The sequence below is a fragment of the Acidipropionibacterium jensenii DSM 20535 genome (assembly GCF_000425285.1).
Taxonomy (GTDB): Bacteria; Actinomycetota; Actinomycetes; order Propionibacteriales; family Propionibacteriaceae; genus Acidipropionibacterium; species Acidipropionibacterium jensenii.
The window spans coordinates 87,761-105,783 of sequence record NZ_AUDD01000009.1 but is presented as its reverse complement, the minus strand read 5'-3'; the positions used below and the strand labels follow the sequence as shown (position 1 = coordinate 105,783).

General features: G+C 70.1%; 15 protein-coding genes. 11 read left to right on the top strand and 4 right to left on the bottom strand.

The features are described 5' to 3' along the window. Positions 1 to 26 precede the first annotated feature (26 nt). Positions 27 to 1,139 (bottom strand): glycine cleavage system aminomethyltransferase GcvT, encoded by a 1,113-nt coding sequence (gcvT, locus tag H590_RS0107810; RefSeq protein WP_028703122.1) that lies wholly within the window; start codon positions 1,137 to 1,139, stop codon positions 27 to 29. Positions 1,140 to 1,467: 328 nt separating this feature from the next. Between gcvT and H590_RS18925 the strand changes: the two genes are divergently transcribed. Together H590_RS18925 and H590_RS0107800 are read left to right on the top strand one after the other, a co-directional pair. After that, the gene (locus H590_RS18925) at positions 1,468 to 1,902 is read left to right on the top strand and encodes a DUF3040 domain-containing protein (protein WP_028703121.1); all 435 of its coding nucleotides are present in this window, start codon (positions 1,468 to 1,470) and stop codon (positions 1,900 to 1,902) included. Positions 1,903 to 1,965: 63 nt separating this feature from the next. Further along, entirely contained in the window at positions 1,966 to 2,271 is a 306-nt protein-coding gene (locus tag H590_RS0107800; protein WP_051238299.1) for an excalibur calcium-binding domain-containing protein, read from the top strand. 22 nt (positions 2,272 to 2,293) lie between these two features. Here the strand turns inward: H590_RS0107800 and H590_RS15565 are convergent, their stop codons facing one another. The 3 genes from H590_RS15565 to H590_RS0107785 form a co-directional block, all read right to left on the bottom strand. After that, positions 2,294 to 4,618, bottom strand: a complete 2,325-nt coding sequence (locus tag H590_RS15565; RefSeq protein WP_051238298.1) for a transglutaminase TgpA family protein — start codon at positions 4,616 to 4,618, stop codon at positions 2,294 to 2,296. After that, complete coding sequence (locus tag H590_RS0107790; RefSeq protein ID WP_126412623.1) at positions 4,615 to 5,808, bottom strand: DUF58 domain-containing protein; 1,194 nt, start codon at positions 5,806 to 5,808, stop codon at positions 4,615 to 4,617. Before H590_RS0107790 ends, H590_RS15565 begins: the two co-directional genes overlap by 4 nt. A gap of 70 nt (positions 5,809 to 5,878) precedes the next feature. Next, positions 5,879 to 6,799: an AAA family ATPase gene (locus H590_RS0107785; RefSeq protein WP_036981598.1), complete on the bottom strand. Its 921-nt coding sequence runs from the start codon at positions 6,797 to 6,799 to the stop codon at positions 5,879 to 5,881. 288 nt (positions 6,800 to 7,087) lie between these two features. Here H590_RS0107785 and mraZ point away from each other — a divergent pair, with 288 nt between their 5' ends. The 9 genes from mraZ to ftsW all read left to right on the top strand — a co-directional run bounded on the left by mraZ (position 7,088) and on the right by ftsW (position 17,971). Further along, positions 7,088 to 7,525 carry a division/cell wall cluster transcriptional repressor MraZ gene (gene mraZ, locus H590_RS0107780; protein WP_028703117.1) on the top strand — a complete coding sequence of 146 codons (438 nt, stop codon included), beginning with the start codon at positions 7,088 to 7,090 and terminating at the stop codon, positions 7,523 to 7,525. Between the two features lie 145 nt (positions 7,526 to 7,670). After that, the gene (rsmH, locus tag H590_RS0107775; protein ID WP_051238296.1) at positions 7,671 to 8,687 is read left to right on the top strand and encodes a 16S rRNA (cytosine(1402)-N(4))-methyltransferase RsmH; all 1,017 of its coding nucleotides are present in this window, start codon (positions 7,671 to 7,673) and stop codon (positions 8,685 to 8,687) included. Beyond that, the gene (gene ftsL / locus H590_RS15560) at positions 8,684 to 9,136 is read left to right on the top strand and encodes a cell division protein FtsL (RefSeq protein WP_051238295.1); all 453 of its coding nucleotides are present in this window, start codon (positions 8,684 to 8,686) and stop codon (positions 9,134 to 9,136) included. The genes rsmH and ftsL overlap by 4 nt, the downstream gene beginning before the upstream one ends. Before the next feature lie 137 nt (positions 9,137 to 9,273). Next, positions 9,274 to 11,007, top strand: a complete 1,734-nt coding sequence (locus H590_RS0107765) for a peptidoglycan D,D-transpeptidase FtsI family protein (protein ID WP_051238308.1) — start codon at positions 9,274 to 9,276, stop codon at positions 11,005 to 11,007. Beyond that, positions 11,004 to 12,713, top strand: a complete 1,710-nt coding sequence (locus H590_RS15555; protein ID WP_084149361.1) for a UDP-N-acetylmuramoyl-L-alanyl-D-glutamate--2,6-diaminopimelate ligase — start codon at positions 11,004 to 11,006, stop codon at positions 12,711 to 12,713. Before H590_RS0107765 ends, H590_RS15555 begins: the two co-directional genes overlap by 4 nt. Then, positions 12,710 to 14,146, top strand: a complete 1,437-nt coding sequence (locus H590_RS0107755; RefSeq protein WP_028703114.1) for a UDP-N-acetylmuramoyl-tripeptide--D-alanyl-D-alanine ligase — start codon at positions 12,710 to 12,712, stop codon at positions 14,144 to 14,146. The genes H590_RS15555 and H590_RS0107755 overlap by 4 nt, the downstream gene beginning before the upstream one ends. Further along, positions 14,143 to 15,207: a phospho-N-acetylmuramoyl-pentapeptide-transferase gene (gene mraY / locus H590_RS0107750; RefSeq protein ID WP_028703113.1), complete on the top strand. Its 1,065-nt coding sequence runs from the start codon at positions 14,143 to 14,145 to the stop codon at positions 15,205 to 15,207. The genes H590_RS0107755 and mraY overlap by 4 nt, the downstream gene beginning before the upstream one ends. Next, a complete protein-coding gene (gene murD / locus H590_RS0107745) occupies positions 15,189 to 16,688 on the top strand; it encodes a UDP-N-acetylmuramoyl-L-alanine--D-glutamate ligase (RefSeq protein WP_028703112.1) in 1,500 nt (499 codons plus the stop codon). The genes mraY and murD overlap by 19 nt, the downstream gene beginning before the upstream one ends. 107 nt (positions 16,689 to 16,795) lie before the next feature. Beyond that, complete coding sequence (ftsW, locus tag H590_RS0107740; RefSeq protein WP_028703111.1) at positions 16,796 to 17,971, top strand: putative lipid II flippase FtsW; 1,176 nt, start codon at positions 16,796 to 16,798, stop codon at positions 17,969 to 17,971. Positions 17,972 to 18,023: the final 52 nt, after the last annotated feature.

Genomic DNA, 18,023 nt, shown 5'->3' with positions numbered 1-18,023 from the left:
GCTGGTTCTCTGGGGGTGGTCGGGGGTCAGGATCGGTGGTAGAAGGGCAGCGGCACCACCGTGAAGGCGATGGGGGTGCCCCGCACGTCGACCGACAGCGCGGTCCCGGTCCCGGCGAGGCCCGGATCCACGTAGGCCATCGCCACCGGATGACCCAGGGTGGGGGAGAGCACTCCCGAGGTCACCTCGCCGACCGTGGTCCCGTCGGCGTCGAGCACCCAGTATCCGGCCCGGGCGGCCCGGCGGCCCTCCCCGGCCAGACCGACCAGGACCCGGTCGCCGGAGGCGTCGCGGCCCTCCAGAGCCCGCCGTCCGACGAAATCGTCGGACTTGGTGAAGGACACCACCCGGCCCAGGCCGGCCTGCGAGGGCCGCGTCGAGGTGGTGAGCTCGTGGCCGTACAGAGGCATCCCGGCCTCCAGACGAAGGGTGTCGCGACAGGCCAGGCCGCAGGGTGTGAGGTCCCCGGTCGCGGTGAGCGCCCGCCACATCCGGCTGGCCGTCCCGGCCGGCAAGTACAGCTCGAATCCGTCCTCCCCGGTGTAGCCGGTGCGGGCGATGAGTACCGGATCCCCCTCGAACCGTCCCGCGCAGCACCGGTAGTACCGCAGTGCGGCCAGCTCCTCGGGGTCCAGGTTCGACTGCGCCATGGTCTGGACGACGATGGCGGCGGCCCGGGGCCCCTGGACCGCGATGAGGGCGGTGTCGGCCGACTCGTCGACGACCTCGGCGTCGAATCCCGCTGACCGGGTGGTGAGCTCGGCCAGGTCGACCTCCCGGTTCGCGGCGTTGACCACCGCCAGGTAGTCGTCGTCCGCCAGGTGGTAGACGACCATGTCGTCGAGGATCCCGCCCTCCTCGGTGAGCAGCAGGGTGTACTTGGCCCGGCCGGTGGCCAGTCCGGACAGATTTCCCGACAGGGCATGGTCGAGAGCCGCCCCCGCCTGAGGGCCGCTGAACCGGATCTCGCCCATGTGGGACAGGTCGAAGATCCCCGCCCCGGTGCGGACCGCACGGTGCTCATCGAGATCCGAGGTGTAGCGGACCGGCATCCGCCAGCCGGCGAACTCGGTGAAGGTCGCCCCGGCCTCCTCGTGCACGGACTCGAGCGGCGAGTGGCGGAGATCGTGATGGGTCATGGATGGGCCTTCCTGAGCACCTCGGTGCAGTTCGGTCGGTGCGGGCGCGTCCCTGCCGTGAAGGCGGGCCTCACGAGGAAGTATGGCACTTCGACCGGGAGGTCACCGGGGATCTGCCCGAAGGCGAGGTCATCACCGCGCGGGCAGCACAGCAGGAACGGTCGCGGCACCAGGACGGGCAACGGGACCGCGGGAGATCGGCGGTTGCTGTCAGTTGCTGTCAGTTGGGCTGATCGGTTTCCCCGCGAACCGGGTGCGACCTAGACTTGGGAGCACCAGATGACGTCTGTCAACCCCACTGGGGATCGACTGATGAAGGAGGCGCGACGTGCCACTCTCAGCAGAGGAGCAGCGGCGGCTCGCGGAACTCGAGGAGTCCCTGTCAGCCGACGATCCCAGTTTCGCCCGCAACTTCTCGCGCAACGCCCCGAGGCCGAAGGGGCGCACCGGAAAACGACGTCCACCCCGTGGCCGCACACTGTGGTCGGTGCTCGGGATCGTCATCGGACTGGTGCTCCTGCTGGTCGGGATGGAACTTGAGGCGATCGTCAACATCATCGTCAGCATCCTGGGCTTCGTGGTGATGCTGGTGAGCGCGGTGACGCTGATGAGCGGACTCCAGCACAAGGGCGGTGGCAAGGGGGCCCCGACCGGCAAGGGCGGCTCGGCTGCCACGCGCGGATCCCATCCGGCCGGCACCGGGCGCAGCTTCACCCAGAGGATGGAGGAGCGCTGGCGCCGTCGCAGCGACGGACAGCGCTGATTCCCACCTCGCTCATCCGGGCCCCCGGTGGACGCCGGTGACCGGCGTCGCTACGGTGCGCTCATGACACGTCGTCGCATCGCATCACTGGCGTTGAGCGCCGCCCTGGTGGCCGGAGGTCTCACCGGGGTCTCCACAACCTCCTCATCAGCGGCCACCAGAGCACCCTCCTGGACCAGGAACTGCAGCACCGTCAACAAGGCCTACCCGCATGGCGTGGGCCGGGCGAAGGCCAAGGACAGGGTGGTCGGCAAGGCGAAGCGCCGCCCGGTCACCACCTTCAAGCGGTCCGACTCCCTCTACAACCAGGCGATGAGGTACAACAAGCGCCTGGACGCCGACAGGGACGGCATCGCCTGCGAGCGCTGACCCCGCTGATCGCTGACCGCGGTCACCTGTGCCACAGGGAGCGTGGCCACCAGGTGGCCAGCCAGTGGGCCCGGGGAGTGTCTGCTGCGGCGAGCCCCTTCCGGATGACCTCGACATCGCCGCCGACATCTCCGATCTCGCCGAGGGAGCGGGCGTAACGGGCCCTCTCCTCGGCCCCGGCCAGTCGACCGAGGGCCGCTGCGCCCTCTGGCCCCAGCTGGTCCGAGACAGCCGCGAGCTGGGCGCGCGGACTGAGTGCCGCCCAGCTCAGGCCGTGGTCGGTCCACGAGTCGTGGACCTCCCGCCAGGCACCGGCCACCAGGGCCGACGGGTCACCCGACGACAACCGGCGGCGACGTCTGCCGGCCCTCAACAGCATCGGGGTGCAGGCCAGCAGGGCCACCACGAGCACCCCGGCCAGGCTCATCAGGATGGTGCGCCAGGGAAGCGACGGTCCGGATTCCTGGGAGGACGCCGGGGCCGAGGAGGCAGCGCCCGCCGAGGTGCTCGCCGACGGTGCCGAGGGGGTCGCCGCCGCGCTGGCCGACTCGGTGGCGTCGGCCGAGGACTGCGTCTGGGGGACGGAGTTCGGGTTCTGCACCGACCAGGTGGGGGACTGGCCGACCGCCGCGGTCGGCTCGTAGCGCACCCAGCCGTAACCCTGGAAGTAGAGCTCGGGCCAGGCGTGCATGTTCGAGCCACGGACCTGCCAGGCGCCGTTCGTCCGGGTGCCGGGCAGGAAGCCGATCGAGACCCGGGAGGGGATGCCCTCGACGCGGGCCATCAGGGCCATCGCCGCGGCGAAGTGGATGCAGTACCCCGATCGGCTCCTGGTGAGGAAGTTCGTCATCACGTCGAAGCCGTCGCCGGGAGGTGCGCTGGTGCTGTAGGTGAACCGTCGGGGATCGCGCAGGTAGTCCTGGATGGCCGCGGCCCGCTCCACCGGGGTGGTGGCCCCGGCGGTCACCGAGCGGGCCAGTCTGATGATGGCCTGGGGGGTGTCCTTCGGGACGGCGACTGTGGTGCGGTCGGCGGGGGTGCCGGCGGCCGCGCTCGCGAAGTCCGCGGTGTCGAGGTCGGGCTGCTCGGAGGTCACCGAGTAGCGGAGGTTGCGGGTGGCGTCGTCCCGGTCGTCCGAGGTGCTGATGATGGTGAGGTTGCCCGGATCCCACGACCACTGCCCGCCGGCCGTGGTGGAGACCGGGGCGTAGGGCGCGGGAAGGAACTCCGATCCGAAGTCGCCGATGCTCACCTGGACGGTGCGCCGGCTGCTGGCGATGTCGAGCCCGGGAGTGCTGTCGGGGGCGGTGGTCGACAGATCGACCGGTGCGAGGTGCCAGCCTGACGCGTCCACCCGGGTCAGCGAGGCCATCCGCAGGTACTCCCCGGTGCGACTGGAGGTCTGGTAGCTCAGCACGACCTGCCGGGACTGGGTGGTGAGATTCTGCTGGAGATCGATGGTCGGATCGGTGAGCTGCATCGGACCGGAGCCGCGAGGGCGGGCCGAGTCGATGTCGAGACTGCCGAACGTCGGCAGCGCACTGCCCAGCACCAGGGAGAGCACCACGGCCGGCACCGCGAGGGCGGTGCCGAGCCCGGCCAGTGGCACTCCGGCTGCCACCCGCGAGGCCCTCGCGGTGTCCCCGGACAGATTGCGGGTCCACCGTCGACTGAGGCAGAACTGCTCGGTGGCGAGCACGACCAGGTAGCCGACCGCGATCAGGGCGAAGCTCCACCAGGTCGCGGCCTGCTCGGCGGCCAGCGCCGGGATGACATAGATGGTGAGCAGCGGGGCGATCGCCCACACCGGGCTCTCCAGGCTCAGGGTCAGGACATCGGCGAGGATGGTCACCACGCCGACGAGCAGGACGGTGAGCCAGCGGACGCCGACATGGGCCGGCATCGGCGCGGGCTGGGTCTGGGCGACCACCGAGGAGTTCAGGCACAGTTGCCACAGCTGGGAGGGCAGGGAGCCGGTCAGACCCAGTTCGTGGGCGGCCGACAGGCCGAGTCCCACCCCGATCGCCGCCAGGACCAGGAGCTGGACGAGATGGATCAGCCAGGGAGCCAGTCGCAACCGGTGCCCCAGCGCCGACAGGCCCTCGAGGATGAGCACCGTCAACCCGGCCAGCAGCCAGAAGCTGCGGTCCACCGTGAGCGGGCTCAGTGCCAGGGTGGCAAGAATCATGGCCAGCGCGATCGCGCAGCACATCGGAAGATCGGAGCTGCGCAGCGGGGGCCGACTGGTCGGCTCGATCCCGCCCGCGCCGGTACCGGACGGGTCCGCACCGGGCTGATTCCCGCTGGTCCGGTTCCTGCTGGTCCGCTCTGCGCTGGGGGCGCTCATCGGGATGCTCCGATCTGCTCGAACCCCTGCCAGGCGGCCGGGACGGTGTCTCCGTGGTGCACCGTGACGACCGACCAGCCCTGCCCGCGCAGCTGGTCGACCACCTGGTCGTGCTCATCGGCCTGTTCCGGGGTGCCCCGGAACCGGCGTGCGGTGAAGGAGTCGGTGTCCAGCACCAGGGCGAGTGCCTGGGTGTGTCCGGTCCGGGCGACGTCCAGGGGGAGGACGTCGGCCTGGCTCAGGCGTCCCAGGATGGCCACCACCGTCTCGCCGGCCTGGCGACCGGTGCAGGCACGGGCGGCCGCGACAAGATCCTCCTCCTTGCCGATCCGCTGGTCGGTGAGAGTGGTGAGGGAACGCTCCAGGGCCACTCCCAGATCGACCTCCGCAGAGGTCATCACCGGGCCGGAGGCGTCGGCCAGGCGCACCTGGTAGCCGCTCCTGAGAAGGTGGGAGCACACCGAGGCGGCGGCCGAGACCGACCACTCGAAGGATCCCTGGGCGCCCAGACCGGAGTGCCGTTCGGCCCGCGAGTCCAGCAGCACGGTGGCCGCGGGATCCCAGGACTGCTCCTCGCGGCGCACCATGAGGTCACCCTGGTGGGCGCTCGAGCGCCAGTGCACCCGACGCAGGTCGTCGCCCTGCCGGTACTCCCGGATGAGGACGTCGTCCTGACCCTGGGTGCCGATCTGCTGGGGGATCGTCTCGCCGCTGCGGCCGGTCCCGGCGACCTTGCCGAGATGCTGCAGGGGCCACACCCGCGGGGTGACCATCATCTGGTTGGTGGCGGCGAACTGGTGGTCCGAGACCGCGGTGCCGAAGGGGTCGCAGACCCGCACCAGCATCGGGCCGACGGTGTACCTGCCGCGGGCGCGCCCGGTGAGGGTGTAGTCGATACTGCGTCGCCATCTGCGCGCCAGGGTGTGCACGCTGAACCGCGGTCGCAGCCCCAGGGCGCGCGGAACGGTCTCCTCGAAGCGCAGCACGCCGATCGGCATCCCCTGTCCCCGGTTGAGGGTGGTGCGCACCGCCATCGTCTCGCCGAGGGGGCACTGGGAGGGTTCGACCTCACGGACGCAGCTCATCCTCAGCCGGGTGGAGGTGACCAGCAGCAGTCCCAGGACCGGCAGCAGGATGAGCAGCAGCCCCACCCAGGCCATGTCGCGCTGACCGAGGCCGAGACTGGCCACGGTGAGCAGGATTCCGCAGATCGGGAGGACCCGTCCGCGCAGTGTGAGGTGTCGCCAGAGCCGCACCCGGTCAGCTCCGTTCCGGCAGCGGGGTGTCTGCCACGATGGCGTTGACGACGTCGGCCAGGGCGCGTCCGTCGAGCTGGGCGTGGGCCGAGGGGATCAGCCGGTGGGCCAGCACGGGCACCGCCAGCGCCTGGATGTCGTCGGGGATGACGTAGTCACGGCCGCTCATCGCGGCCCTGGCCCGGGCTGCCCGCAGCATGTGGAGGCTGGCCCTGGGGGAGGCGCCCAGCCGCAGGTCCGGGTGGTTGCGGGTGGCCTCGGTGATGTCGACGATGTAGTCCATCACGGCGGGAGCGGCGTAGACGGTGCGCACGACGGCCACCAGGGCGCGGATGTCCTCGGCGGTGGCCACCGGTTCCAGGGAGTCCAGCGGATTGCTGGCGCCGTGGTGCTCGAGCATCTCCAGCTCGGCCGCCCGCTCCGGGTAGCCCATCGTGATCCGGGCCATGAACCGGTCGCGCTGGGCCTCGGGCAGGTGGTAGGTGCCCTCCATCTCGACGGGGTTCTGGGTGGCGACCACCATGAACGGGGCCTCCAGCTGGTGGGTGACGCCGTCTGCCGATACCTGACGCTCGCCCATCGCCTCGAGCAGCGCGGACTGGGTCTTGGGGGAGGCCCGGTTGATCTCGTCGCCGACCACGATGTTGGCGAAGATGCCGCCCGGCTTGAACTCGAACTCGCGGGTCTGCTGGTTGAAGACGCTGACCCCGGTGATGTCGGAGGGCAGCAGGTCGGGGGTGAACTGGATTCGTCGGGCCGTGCAGTCGATGGACCGCGCGATGGTCCTCGAGAGCATCGTCTTGCCGACCCCGGGGACGTCGTCGAGCAGCAGATGACCCTCGGCCAGCAGGACGACCAGCGCGGTGTCGATGCGGTCGGACTTGCCCTCGATCACGCTTGCCACCGCGGCCCGGACCCGGTCCATCACCTCGACGACATCCTGGACAGACTCGATCACTTGCGTCCTCCTGCGGGTTGGTGCTGCTGACTCCACTGGTTCTGCTCGGTTTCTCGCGAGGAGATGGTCCCACTCCTCGCGTCCACTCGGTCCCACTCGTGCAGATCCTACTCGGGGCGGCCCGCCGGGCCCGCCGGACCGGCCTCGAGGTGTCATCCGCGGATCGCCTCCGAGAGGGCAACCCGGTGGGGAGTTGTGGAGTATGGTGGAGCGCGGTGGAGCGAGATGGTGCTCTCGACGATCAGGAGGTGCCAGGTGTTCCTGGGTACACACACTCCGCGGCTCGACGAGAAGGGCCGTTTCTTCCTCCCGGCGAAGTTCCGCGAGGAGCTGGACGGCGGACTGGTACTCACCAGGGGTCAGGATCACTGCCTGGCCATTTATCCGACGGCCACCTTCGTGGCCATGACCCAGGAGATCGCCAAGGGTTCGGTGAGTGTGAAGAAGGTGCGCGACTACCAGCGGATGCTGGCGGCCGGCGCCTCGGACACGGTCGCCGACAAGCAGGGCAGGGTGATGATCCCGCCGACGCTGCGGCAGTACGCCGGGCTGTCCAAGGACATCGTCGTGGTCGGGGCGATCACCCGCGTCGAGGTGTGGGACGCCGCCGAGTGGGAGCGCTACTCCACCGAGCAGGAATCGGTGTTCGCCGAGATGAACGAGGAGGTCTTCACCGACGGCTCCTCCCAGTGACCAACAGCACTGGGGACGACGGTGACGGACACGCGGGGCGTGGCTTCGTCCCGACGCAGATCCCCTGGCACAACTTCCCCTGTGCCAGGTGGTCTCGTCGGGCCGGAACCTCGTTCCACGATGACAGGTATGCGGGAGGGAACCGATGGGTCGGACAGACGGCGCACCCGAGGGTGCCTCCTGCGCCGACCCCGCCCCGACCATCGGGAGCGACTCCCTCCACCAGCCCGTGATGCGTGACCGGGTGGTTGCGCTGCTGACTCCTGCGCTGAACCATCCCGGGGCCGTCCATGTCGACGGGACCTTGGGCATGGGGGGCCATGCCGAGGCGGTTCTGGAGGCCTGTCCGGCCGCCAGCCTGGTCGGCATCGACCGAGACACCCAGGCCCTGGCACTGGCCGGACGCCGGCTGGCCCGGTTCGGCGACCGCGTGCACCTGGTCCACGCCGTCCATGACGAGCTCCCGAGTGTTCTGGACGACCTGGGGCTCGCCCGGGTCGACTCCGTGCTGCTCGACCTCGGACTGTCCTCCCTGCAGATCGATCGCGCCGACCGTGGGTTCGCCTACTCGGTCGACTCCCCCCTGGACATGCGGATGGACCAGGAGAAGGGGCGCACGGCGGCCGATCTGGTCAATGCCGACTCCCGCCAGGAGCTCACCCGGATCATCTCGCGATACGGCGAGGAGAGGTTCGCCGGCCGGATCGCCGCGGCCATCGTGGCGGCCCGCGAGGAACAGCCCTTCACCAGCTCCGCCCGACTGGTCGAGGTGATCAGCGGGGCCATCCCGGCCGCGGTGCGCCGACGCAGCCACAGTCACCCGGCCAAGAAGACCTTCCAGGCGCTGAGGATCGCGGTCAACGGGGAGATGGACACCCTCGCCCGGGTCATCCCCGAGGCGCTGTCCCGCCTGGCGGTCGGCGGTCGGATGGCGGTGCTGGCCTACCACTCCCTGGAGGACCGGCCCGTCAAGGAGGCCTTCCGGGCCGCCTCCTCGGACTCGGCACCGGCCGGACTTCCGGTCGTCCCCGAGTCGATGACGGCCCGTTTCATCACCCTCACCAGGGGGGCCGAGCGGCCCGACGCCGATGAGCTCACCACCAACCCGCGCAGCGGCTCGGCCCGCCTGAGGGCCGTGCAGAGAATCAAGGAGGAAGTATGAGCGCCGAGATCGCGACGCCGTCCGGCTGGTTCTCCCGTCCCGGGTCCCAGCGGGAGCGTCGCAGACCCCTGCTGCGGGCGGTGCCCCGTGCCGCGGGACAGATGGGCAATCTCGCCTTCACCGTCGTGGTGCTGCTGATCCTCGCTCTGGGACTGGTGGTCGCCCTGGTGCTCAACACCTCCTTGCAGAGCCAGTCGGCGGCGATCGCCGAGAAGAAGGCGGCGGTCGACTCGTTGTCCCACCGGCAGGCCGCGCTGAGCAGCAAGATCGACGTCAAGAGGTCCCCGACCAGTCTCCAGAGCGCCGCCTCCGATCTCGGCATGGTGCCCAATCTCACCCCGGCCTTCATCGATCTGCGCACCGGCAAGGTGATCGGCACCCCGCACAAGGTCACCGGAAATGAGGTCGAGGACCTCACCAGGGCCCCGGTGTCGGCGGGAACTCGATGACCTCCGACCGGCCGGGAACGGCCAGGCCGGCTCGGGGATCATCGGCGATCGGTCCAAGGCCGCGCCCACCGCGTCACACCGCCCTCGCCAGCCAGCGCGGACGGCTCACCCTCGCCCTGGTGTTCATTCTGCTGGCGATGTCGGCGTTGGCGGGCCGTGCCCTCCAGCTCCAGGCCATCAAGGCCCCGGCCTACGCGGCCTCGGCGGCGAAGAAGATCCAGCAGGCCTACGACCTCTATCCCGACCGTGGACAGATCACCGACCGGAACGGCACGGTGCTGGCGGCCAGCGAACCGGCCGTGCTGGTCTTCGCGGACCCCCTGATGATCAGCCGCAACGGCGTCGACGAGCGTGTCTCGATGGGCCCGCTGGAGACCCAGAAGGCGGCGGCGGCCCCCAAGGCGATCGCCAAGGTGCTGGCCCGCTACCTGGGCGGGACCCCCGAGGACTACCGCGAGATGGTCACCAGCAGGAAGCCCGACGGCACCCTGGCGCGGTACTCCCTGGTGCGCAAGCACGTCCCCAGCTACACCTACGACCTGATCCGCAAGGCCCTGGCCGCGGGCAAGTGGTACGGCATCAACGCGACCCATGATCCGGTGCGCACCTATCCCTCGGGCACCCTGGCCTCCAACGTCATCGGTTTCGTCAACCAAGACGGGGTGGGCGCCGGGGGACTGGAGTACTCCCTCAACAAGCAGCTGAGCGGGACCAAGGGCCGGGAGTCCTACGAGGCGTCGACCTACGGCCGGATCCCGCTGGGCCGCGACACCCTGGTGCCGGCTGTCAACGGGACCGACTACACCCTGACCCTGGACGCCAGCATGCAGCTCACCGTCCAGAACGCCCTGGCCAGCGCGGTGGCCAACACCAGGGCGGCCAGTGGCGAGGCCATCGTGATGAATGTCAAGACCGGCGAGATCCTGGCGATGGCCTCGATGCCCACCTTCGACTCCAGCAAGGCGGGCTCGGCCACCGGCAACGAGATGATCAATCACGCGGTCCAGGACGCCTACGAGCCAGGATCGGTGCAGAAGGTGCTCACCATGGCCGCGCTGGCCGACAAGGGACTGGTGACCGCCGACTCGCACCTGGTGGTGCCGCCGTCGATCAGCTCGGGAGGCGGCACCATCAAGGACGCCTTCAGTCACGGCACCCTCAACCTCACCACCCGAGGAGTGATCGCCTACTCCTCCAACATCGGCACCACTCTGCTCACCCGCAAGATGGACAAGGCCACCCTCGCCCGATACCTGCGGTCCTTCGGGCTGGGCTCGACAACCGGAATCGGGCTTCCCGGGGAGGCCACCGGGTCGGTACCCGGCGCCTCGATGGCCGACTTCACCCGGGACCAGATCTCCTTCGGGCAGGGACTGTCGGTGACCGCGGTCCAGGAGGCGGCGGCGGTCGCCGCGATCGTCAACGGCGGCGTCTACCACTCGCCGACCATCATCCGCTCTGCGCGCAACGGGGACGGGGAGCAGGTGAAGGTCCCCGGGTCGGCCAGTCGCAGGGTGATCTCCGCCAAGGCCTCGGCCCAGGTGCGCGACATGATGGAGGCGGTGGTGACCCTGGAGCCCGATCGCGCCGTCAAGGGGTACCGGACCATCGGCAAGACCGGAACTGCTCAGCGCATCGATCCGAGCTGTCACTGCTACCGTGGCTACACGGCGTCTTTCGTGGGGGTCGGCCCGGCCGAGAATCCGAGCATCCTCACCTATGTCGTCCTCAACAATCCCGTCAAGGGCCATGAGGGAAGTGGGGTCGCCCTTCCGGTGGCACAGCAGATCATGTCTGTGGCGCTGCCCCGGTACGGTGTTGAACCCTCCACCACGAAGGCCCCCAGAGCCGTTCTGGAGTATCAGCCGTGAGCCCTGCCTCGTCCCATCTGCCCTCCTCCCACCTGCTGCGCCCCTCCGTGGTGCGCACCACCGGGTGGCAGGACCTGCTCGAGGTGCTGCCCCGCGCCACGGTGGTCGGCGAGCTGCCCGGGACCGGGGTTCGCGGCATCACCCTGGACTCCCGGCAGGTGGATCCCGGCGACCTGTACGTCGGGCTGCCGGGGACCCGTTTCCACGGCGCCCAGTTCGCCGGTCAGGCCCTCGACTCCGGGGCGGTCGCAGTGCTCACCGATGACGCCGGCCGCCAGATCCTGGCCGACAACGGCCTGGACCAGGTGCCCGCCCTGGTGGTCGACCAGCTGAGGATCGCGATGTCCCGCGCCTCGGCCCTCATCTTCGGTCGCCCGGCCGAGCGGATGACGATGTACGGGATCACCGGCACCAACGGGAAGACCACCACCGCCTTCCTGGTGGAGGCCGGTCTGCTGGCCGCCGGACGCTGCGCCGGCAGCATCGGCACCATCGGCTACCGATTGGCCGGCCATCCGCTGGCCAGCGCCAGAACCACCATCACCACCCCGGAGTCCCCGGACCTGCAGGCCCTGTTCGCCGCGCTGGCCGACCACGGCGCCAGCGACACCGTGATGGAGGTCTCCTCCCACGCGCTGGCCCTGCACCGGGTCGACGGCACCCTCTTCGACGTCACCGCATTCACCAATCTGGGCCGCGACCACCTGGACTTCCACAAGACGATGGAGAACTACTACCGGGCCAAGGCCCGGCTCTTCAGCTCCGAACTCAGCCGCGTCGCGGTCATCAACGTCGACGACGAGCACGGCCGACGACTGGCCGACGAGGTGAGAGTCCTGGGCCGGGTCCGGGTCATCACCACCTCGATCGAGGCGCCCTCGAACTACCGGGTGGTCAGCTGGCGTCCCGAGGGCGGACTGGGCAGTGAGCTGGAGGTCGACACCCCCTCGGGCCGTCGCCAGCTGCACCTCAGCCTGCCCGGTGAGTTCAACGTCCGCAACGCGGTGATGGCCCTGGCGATGCTGGAGGCCGCCGGGCACGACTTCGAGTCGGTGGCCCCCGGGCTGGCGATCGCCCAGGTGCCGGGCAGGATGCAGCGGGTGCCGCTGGACCCGGGCGCCCCCGAGGTGCTGGTGGACTTCGCGCACACCCCCCAGGCGATCGGGGAGGCCCTGCGGGCCGCCCGCACCGCCACCCGGGGACGGCTGGTCGCCGTCCTGGGGGCGGGTGGCGACCGCGACGTCGCCAAGCGGGGGCCGATGGGTCGGACCGCGGCCCAGGAGGCCGACGTCGTGGTCGTCACCGACGACAACCCTCGCTCCGAGGATCCGGCCTCGATCCGGGCCGAGGTGCTGGAGGGGGCCAGGTCGGTGCCCGGGGACCGTCAGGTCGTCGACGGAGGTGCCCGCCGCCGGGCGATCAGCACCGCCCTGGAGCTGGCCGGCCCCGATGACCTCGTCGCGATCCTCGGCAAGGGGCACGAGACGGGCCAGGAGATCGCCGGCCGGGTGATGCCCTTCGACGATCGGGTGGTGGCCGGCCAGCAGTGGCGCGCTCTGGAGAGGTTCAGGGCCGGCGACACCGACCCGGGCGGGGAGGCCGCGGAGAACGAGTCCGACGGCCCAGCCCGGCGTGATCCAGCCCGGCTTGGCACAGCACACGTCGAGAATGCCCACGCGGGGAACGGAGAGGACCAGAAGGCATGAGGATCCTGACCACGTCGGAGATTGCGGCCGCCATCGGAGCCCGGCTGAGTGGGAAGGCCGACACCCCGGTGGGCCCCCGGGTCGTCATCGACACCCGGCTGGCCGACCGGGGGAGCCTGTTCGTCGCACTTCCCGGGGAGCGGGTCGACGGCCACGACTTCACCGGGGCGGCGGCCCGGGCGGGAGCCGCGGCGGTGCTGGCCACCCGGCTCACCGATGCCGACCTGCCGCACCTGGTGGTCTCCGACTCCCAGCAGGGACTCACCGATCTGGCCCGTCACCTGGTGGCCCTCGAGAGGGCGCGCGGGATGCGGGCTGTCGCGCTGACCGGTTCCTCGGGCAAGACCAGCACCAAGGACATCCTCGCCCAGGTGCTGGACGCCGCCGGAGCGACGGTCTCCCCGGTGGGCAGCTTCAACAATGAGATCGGCGTCCCGCTCACCGCCTGCGGGATCGACGAGAAGACCGACTTCCTGGTGAGTGAGATGGGCGCCCGCGGCAAGGGCCACATCGCGTGGCTCACCTCGATCGTGCCCCCCGACGTGGCGATGGTGCTCAACGTCGGGACCGCGCACCTGGGGGAGTTCGGCTCCCGCGATGCGATCGCCGCCGCCAAGGGGGAGATCGTCGAGGCTCTGGAGGCCGGCGGGTGGGCGGTCCTCAACGCCGCCGATCACCGGGTCGCCGCGATGACCTCGCGGACCGCCGGTCAGATCGCCTGGTTCAGTCCCGACGACTCCCACCGTCACCCCGGGGCCGCCATCGAGGCCTGGGCCGACCAGGTGAGCTACGACGACCTGGAGCGCCACAGCTTCACCCTCCATCTGCGCTCCGGTGGCACCGAGTCGGCCGAACAGGTCCGGCTGCGCACGATGGGCGCCCACCAGGTGGCCAATGCAGTCGCCGCCGCCGCGGCCGCCGCCTGCTGCGGGATGGACGCCGCCACCATCGCGGCCCGGCTGTCGGCGGCGACCAGCAGGTCGCCCTGGCGGATGGAGCTCGATGAGCGGCGGGACGGACTGGTCGTGGTCAACGACTGCTACAACGCCAACCCGGACTCGATGAGAGCCGCCCTCGACGCGCTGTCGGGGATCCTCTCCAGGAGACGTGGGCACGACCCCGCGACCCGGGGGATCGCGGTGCTGGGGGAGATGCGCGAGCTCGGACCCAGCGCACCGCAACTGCACCGCGAGGCCGGCCGCCAGGCGGCCCGGGCGGGATTCGACCTGGTGCTGTGCCTGGGCGAGCACGCCGCCGACCTGGCCGGCGGCGTCGCCGAGGGGGGAGTGGAGTCCCGCGTGGTGGATGCCACCCAGGTCGCCGGTTCGGTAGATTGGTTCGCGCATGATGTCGTGCTGGTCAAGGCATCCAGGACCCTGAGGCTTGAGAGGGTCGCCGCGGAGATCCTGGACGACAAGGGAGGCCGGGCGTGAAGAACATTCTGCTGGCGGGTGGAATATCGATGCTGGGCACCCTTCTGGGTACCCGGTGGTTGATCGGCTACCTCGCCAAGCGCGGCTTCGGCCAGTTCATCCGCGACGACGGTCCCAAGACCCACGCCGCCAAGAAGGGCACCCCGACGATGGGTGGGGCCGCCATCATCGTCTCGGTGATCGTCGCCTACTTCCTGGCCCACCTCATCACCTGGACCCATGTCACGATCTCGGCCCTGCTGGTCCTGTGGCTGTTCGCCGGCCTGGGGTTCATCGGCTTCCTGGACGACTGGCGCAAGATCTCCAACCAGCGCTCGCTGGGCCTGAAACCCCGCGGCAAACTCATTGGCCAGGCCATCGTGGCGATCGGTTTCGCGGTCGGGGTGATGTACTTCCCGAACCGCGTCGGTGTCACCCCCGGATCCTCGGCGATCTCCTTCCTGCGCGACATCTCGTGGCTGCAGCTGCCGCTGTGGCTCGGGGTGATCTGGGTCATCCTGCTCATCGCGGGAGCCTCCAACGCCGTCAACCTCACCGACGGGCTGGACGGTCTGGCGCCCGGCTCGGCGACCATGGTGTTCGCCGCCTACACCCTGCTGAGCCTGTGGCAGTTCAACCAGTGGTGCACCGGCCATGCCGGCCCGCAGTGCTACACGGTCCGCGACCCCCACGACATGGCCGTCGTGGCGCTGGCCCTGTCAGGGGCCTGTTTCGGATTCCTGTGGTGGAACGCGAAGCCGGCCAAGATCTTCCTCGGCGACACCGGATCGCTGGCCATCGGCGGCGCGGTCGCCGGGCTCGCGGTGATGAGTCGCACCGAGTTGCTCCTCATCGTCATCGGTGGCCTGTTCGTCATCGAGACCCTGTCGGTGATCATCCAGATCAGCGTGTTCAAGATGACGGGCGGCAAACGGGTGTTCAAGATGGCACCGCTGCACCACCATTTCGAGCTCAAGGGATGGAATGAGATCACCGTGGTGATCCGGTTCTGGATCATCTGCGGTCTGATGGTGGCGGCGGGACTGGGAATCTTCTACGCGGAATGGGTGGTCGGACAGTGAACGACAGGAACGACGTGAGGCAGCAGCTGGCCGGGGCCGACCGGACCTTCGACTGGACCAGGGTGCGGGCGGTGATCGCCGGTCTGGGCACCTCCGGGTACGCCTCGGCCGACGCCCTGCTGGAGCTCGGCGCCCAGGTGACGGTCGTCGACGACGCCATCGACGAGGGGCACCGGGACAAGGGCGGACTGCTCGAGGTGCTCGGCGCCACCGTGCACCTGGGGCCCGGCTCCACCGCGTCCCTGCCGCAGGACACCGATCTGGTGATCGTCTCTCCCGGCTGGCGACCGCTCCAACCGCTGGTGGCCGAGGCGCTGGCCACCGGCATCCCGGTCTGGGGCGAGCCGGAGCTGGCTTGGCGGCTGATGCACCCCGACCACGTGATCCCCTGGCTGGCCGTCACCGGCACCAACGGCAAGACCACCACCACCCAGATGACCGAGGCGATCCTCAAGGCAGACGGTCTGCGGGCCGCGGCGGTCGGCAACATCGGGCGGCCGATCCTGGAGGCGATGGCCGACGAGGTCGACTACCAGGTCTTCGCCGTCGAACTGTCCAGCTTCCAGCTGCACTGGTCCTCGTCGCTGTCCCTGCACTCTGCGGCGGTGCTCAACCTGCACCAGGACCACCTGGAGTGGTACGCCGATCATCCCGACCCGTTCGCCGCCTACGGCGCCGACAAGGCCAAGATCTTCCACCGGGTGCAGCACTCCTGCGTCTACAACGTCGCCGACCCGGCGACCGAGCGGATGGTCGAGCAGGCCGACGTGGTGGAGGGGGCCCGTGCCATCGGGTTCACCCTGGGCACCCCGGGCCCCTCGATGGTCGGGGTGGTCGACGACCAGATCGTCGACCGCGCCTTCCTCGAGCAGCGCCAGAGCTCGGCCATCGAGCTGGCCAAGCTGTCCGACGTCCACCCCTTCGCCCCCCACAACGTGGAGAACGCCCTGGCGGCTGCCGCCCTCACCCGGTCCTTCGGGGTGCACCCCCGCGCGGTCGCCCAGGGACTGCGCGACCTCCACCTGGGAGGCCACCGCATCGAGACCGTGCACCAGGCCGGCGGGCTCACCTGGGTCGACGACTCGAAGGCCACCAACCCGCACGCCGCGAACTCCTCGATGCGGGCCTACGACCACATCGTGTGGATCGCCGGGGGTCAGGCCAAGGGCACCGACTTCGACCACCTGGTCACCACCCACCGCGACAAGCTGCGCGGCGCCGTGGTGATCGGCATCGACCGGAAGATGATCGCCGAGACGCTGGCCCGCCTCGCTCCTCAGGTTCCCGTGGTGGTCCTCGACTCGACTGACCGTTCCGTGATGGCCGAGGCGGTCCACCGGGCTGCCGAGATGGCCCAGGCCGGCGACACCGTCCTGATGGCCCCCGGCTGCGCGAGCCTGGACATCTGGCCCGGTTACGCGGCCCGTGGGGACGACTTCGCCAAGGCGGCCCGGACGATCGACGGTCCAGTCAGGCGCTGAGAGTGCCCTCGCAGTCCGACGGCCCTTTCGATCGGTTGATCGCCTGGCTGGGCCACCTGCTGCGCCTGGACGGCGGCACCCGCAAGGTGGCCGGCTCCGACCGGCCGCTGCTGTCGCTGGCCCTGCTCGACTACTACGTCATCCTGGTCGCCACCATCCTGCTGGCATCCATCGGAGCCCTGATGAGTCTGTCCTCCTCATCGGTCTACGCGCAGTCCCAGGACCTCAGCCCGTACTACTACGCCCAACGACAGGTGCTGTTCCTGGTGGTCGGCGGGGGAGTCGCGGCGATCGCCTCCAGGCTGCGCGAACGATGGATCCGGATCGCCGGGCTGGCCGCCTACGCGGCATCGGTACTCATGCTGATCCTCGTCTTCACCCCACTGGGCAGCGACGCCGGCAAGGGAAACCGCAACTGGCTGGCCCTGGGGCCGGTCACCCTGCAGCCCTCGGAGTTCGCCAAACTGGCCCTGGTCATCGCCGGCTCCAGCTACCTGGCCGCCCGTCGCGAGGACCTCGGCAGAGCGCGCCACCTGGTGCCCTACCTGCTGATGTTCGCGGTGCCGGTGATCCTCATCATCGCTCAGGGAGACCTGGGAACCGTGATGATCATCGGCGCGGTGATGTTCGCCCAGATGTGGGCCTTCGGGATCCGGCTGCGCTATCTACTGGGGTTGATGGTGCTGGCCGCGGGCAGCGTGGCGGTGGCGGTGGCGACCCGACCCAGTCGGATGCGCAGGGTGCTGCTGTTCCTGAGTCCCACGGACTCCCCGGACGCCTCCCAGCAGCCGCTCAGCGCGATCTTCGCGCTGGCCTCCGGAGGCTGGTGGGGGGTCGGCATCGGAGCCTCCCGGCAGAAGTGGGGAGGTCTGTACGATGGCGCCCAGAACGACTACGTGTTCGCCGTTCTGGGTGAGGAGATGGGTCTGGTCGGCACGATGGCCGTGATCGTCCTGTTCGCCCTGCTCACCTGGGCGGGGATCAGGGTGGCGATGCGGTCCAGTTCGCAGTTCAGCCGCGCCCTGGCCGCCACCATCACGGCGTGGACGGCCATCCAGGCCGTCATGAACATGGGCGTCGCGCTCAATCTGTTCCCGGTCTTCGGGGTGCCGCTGCCGTTCATCTCGATCGGCGGGTCGGCGCTCATCTCGAACCTGGTGGCCGCCGGACTGCTGCTGGCCTGCGCCCGGGGAGAACGGGCGGCCGCGAAGTATCTCGACGCGTCGCGACGCTCGGGACCGCTCCGAGTGACTACCGTGGTGGACGGCGGTCGGCGCGGCTGAGGGGGCCGCCACGACCTCCCGGGATCGGGACAGACAGGATGAGAGGACGACC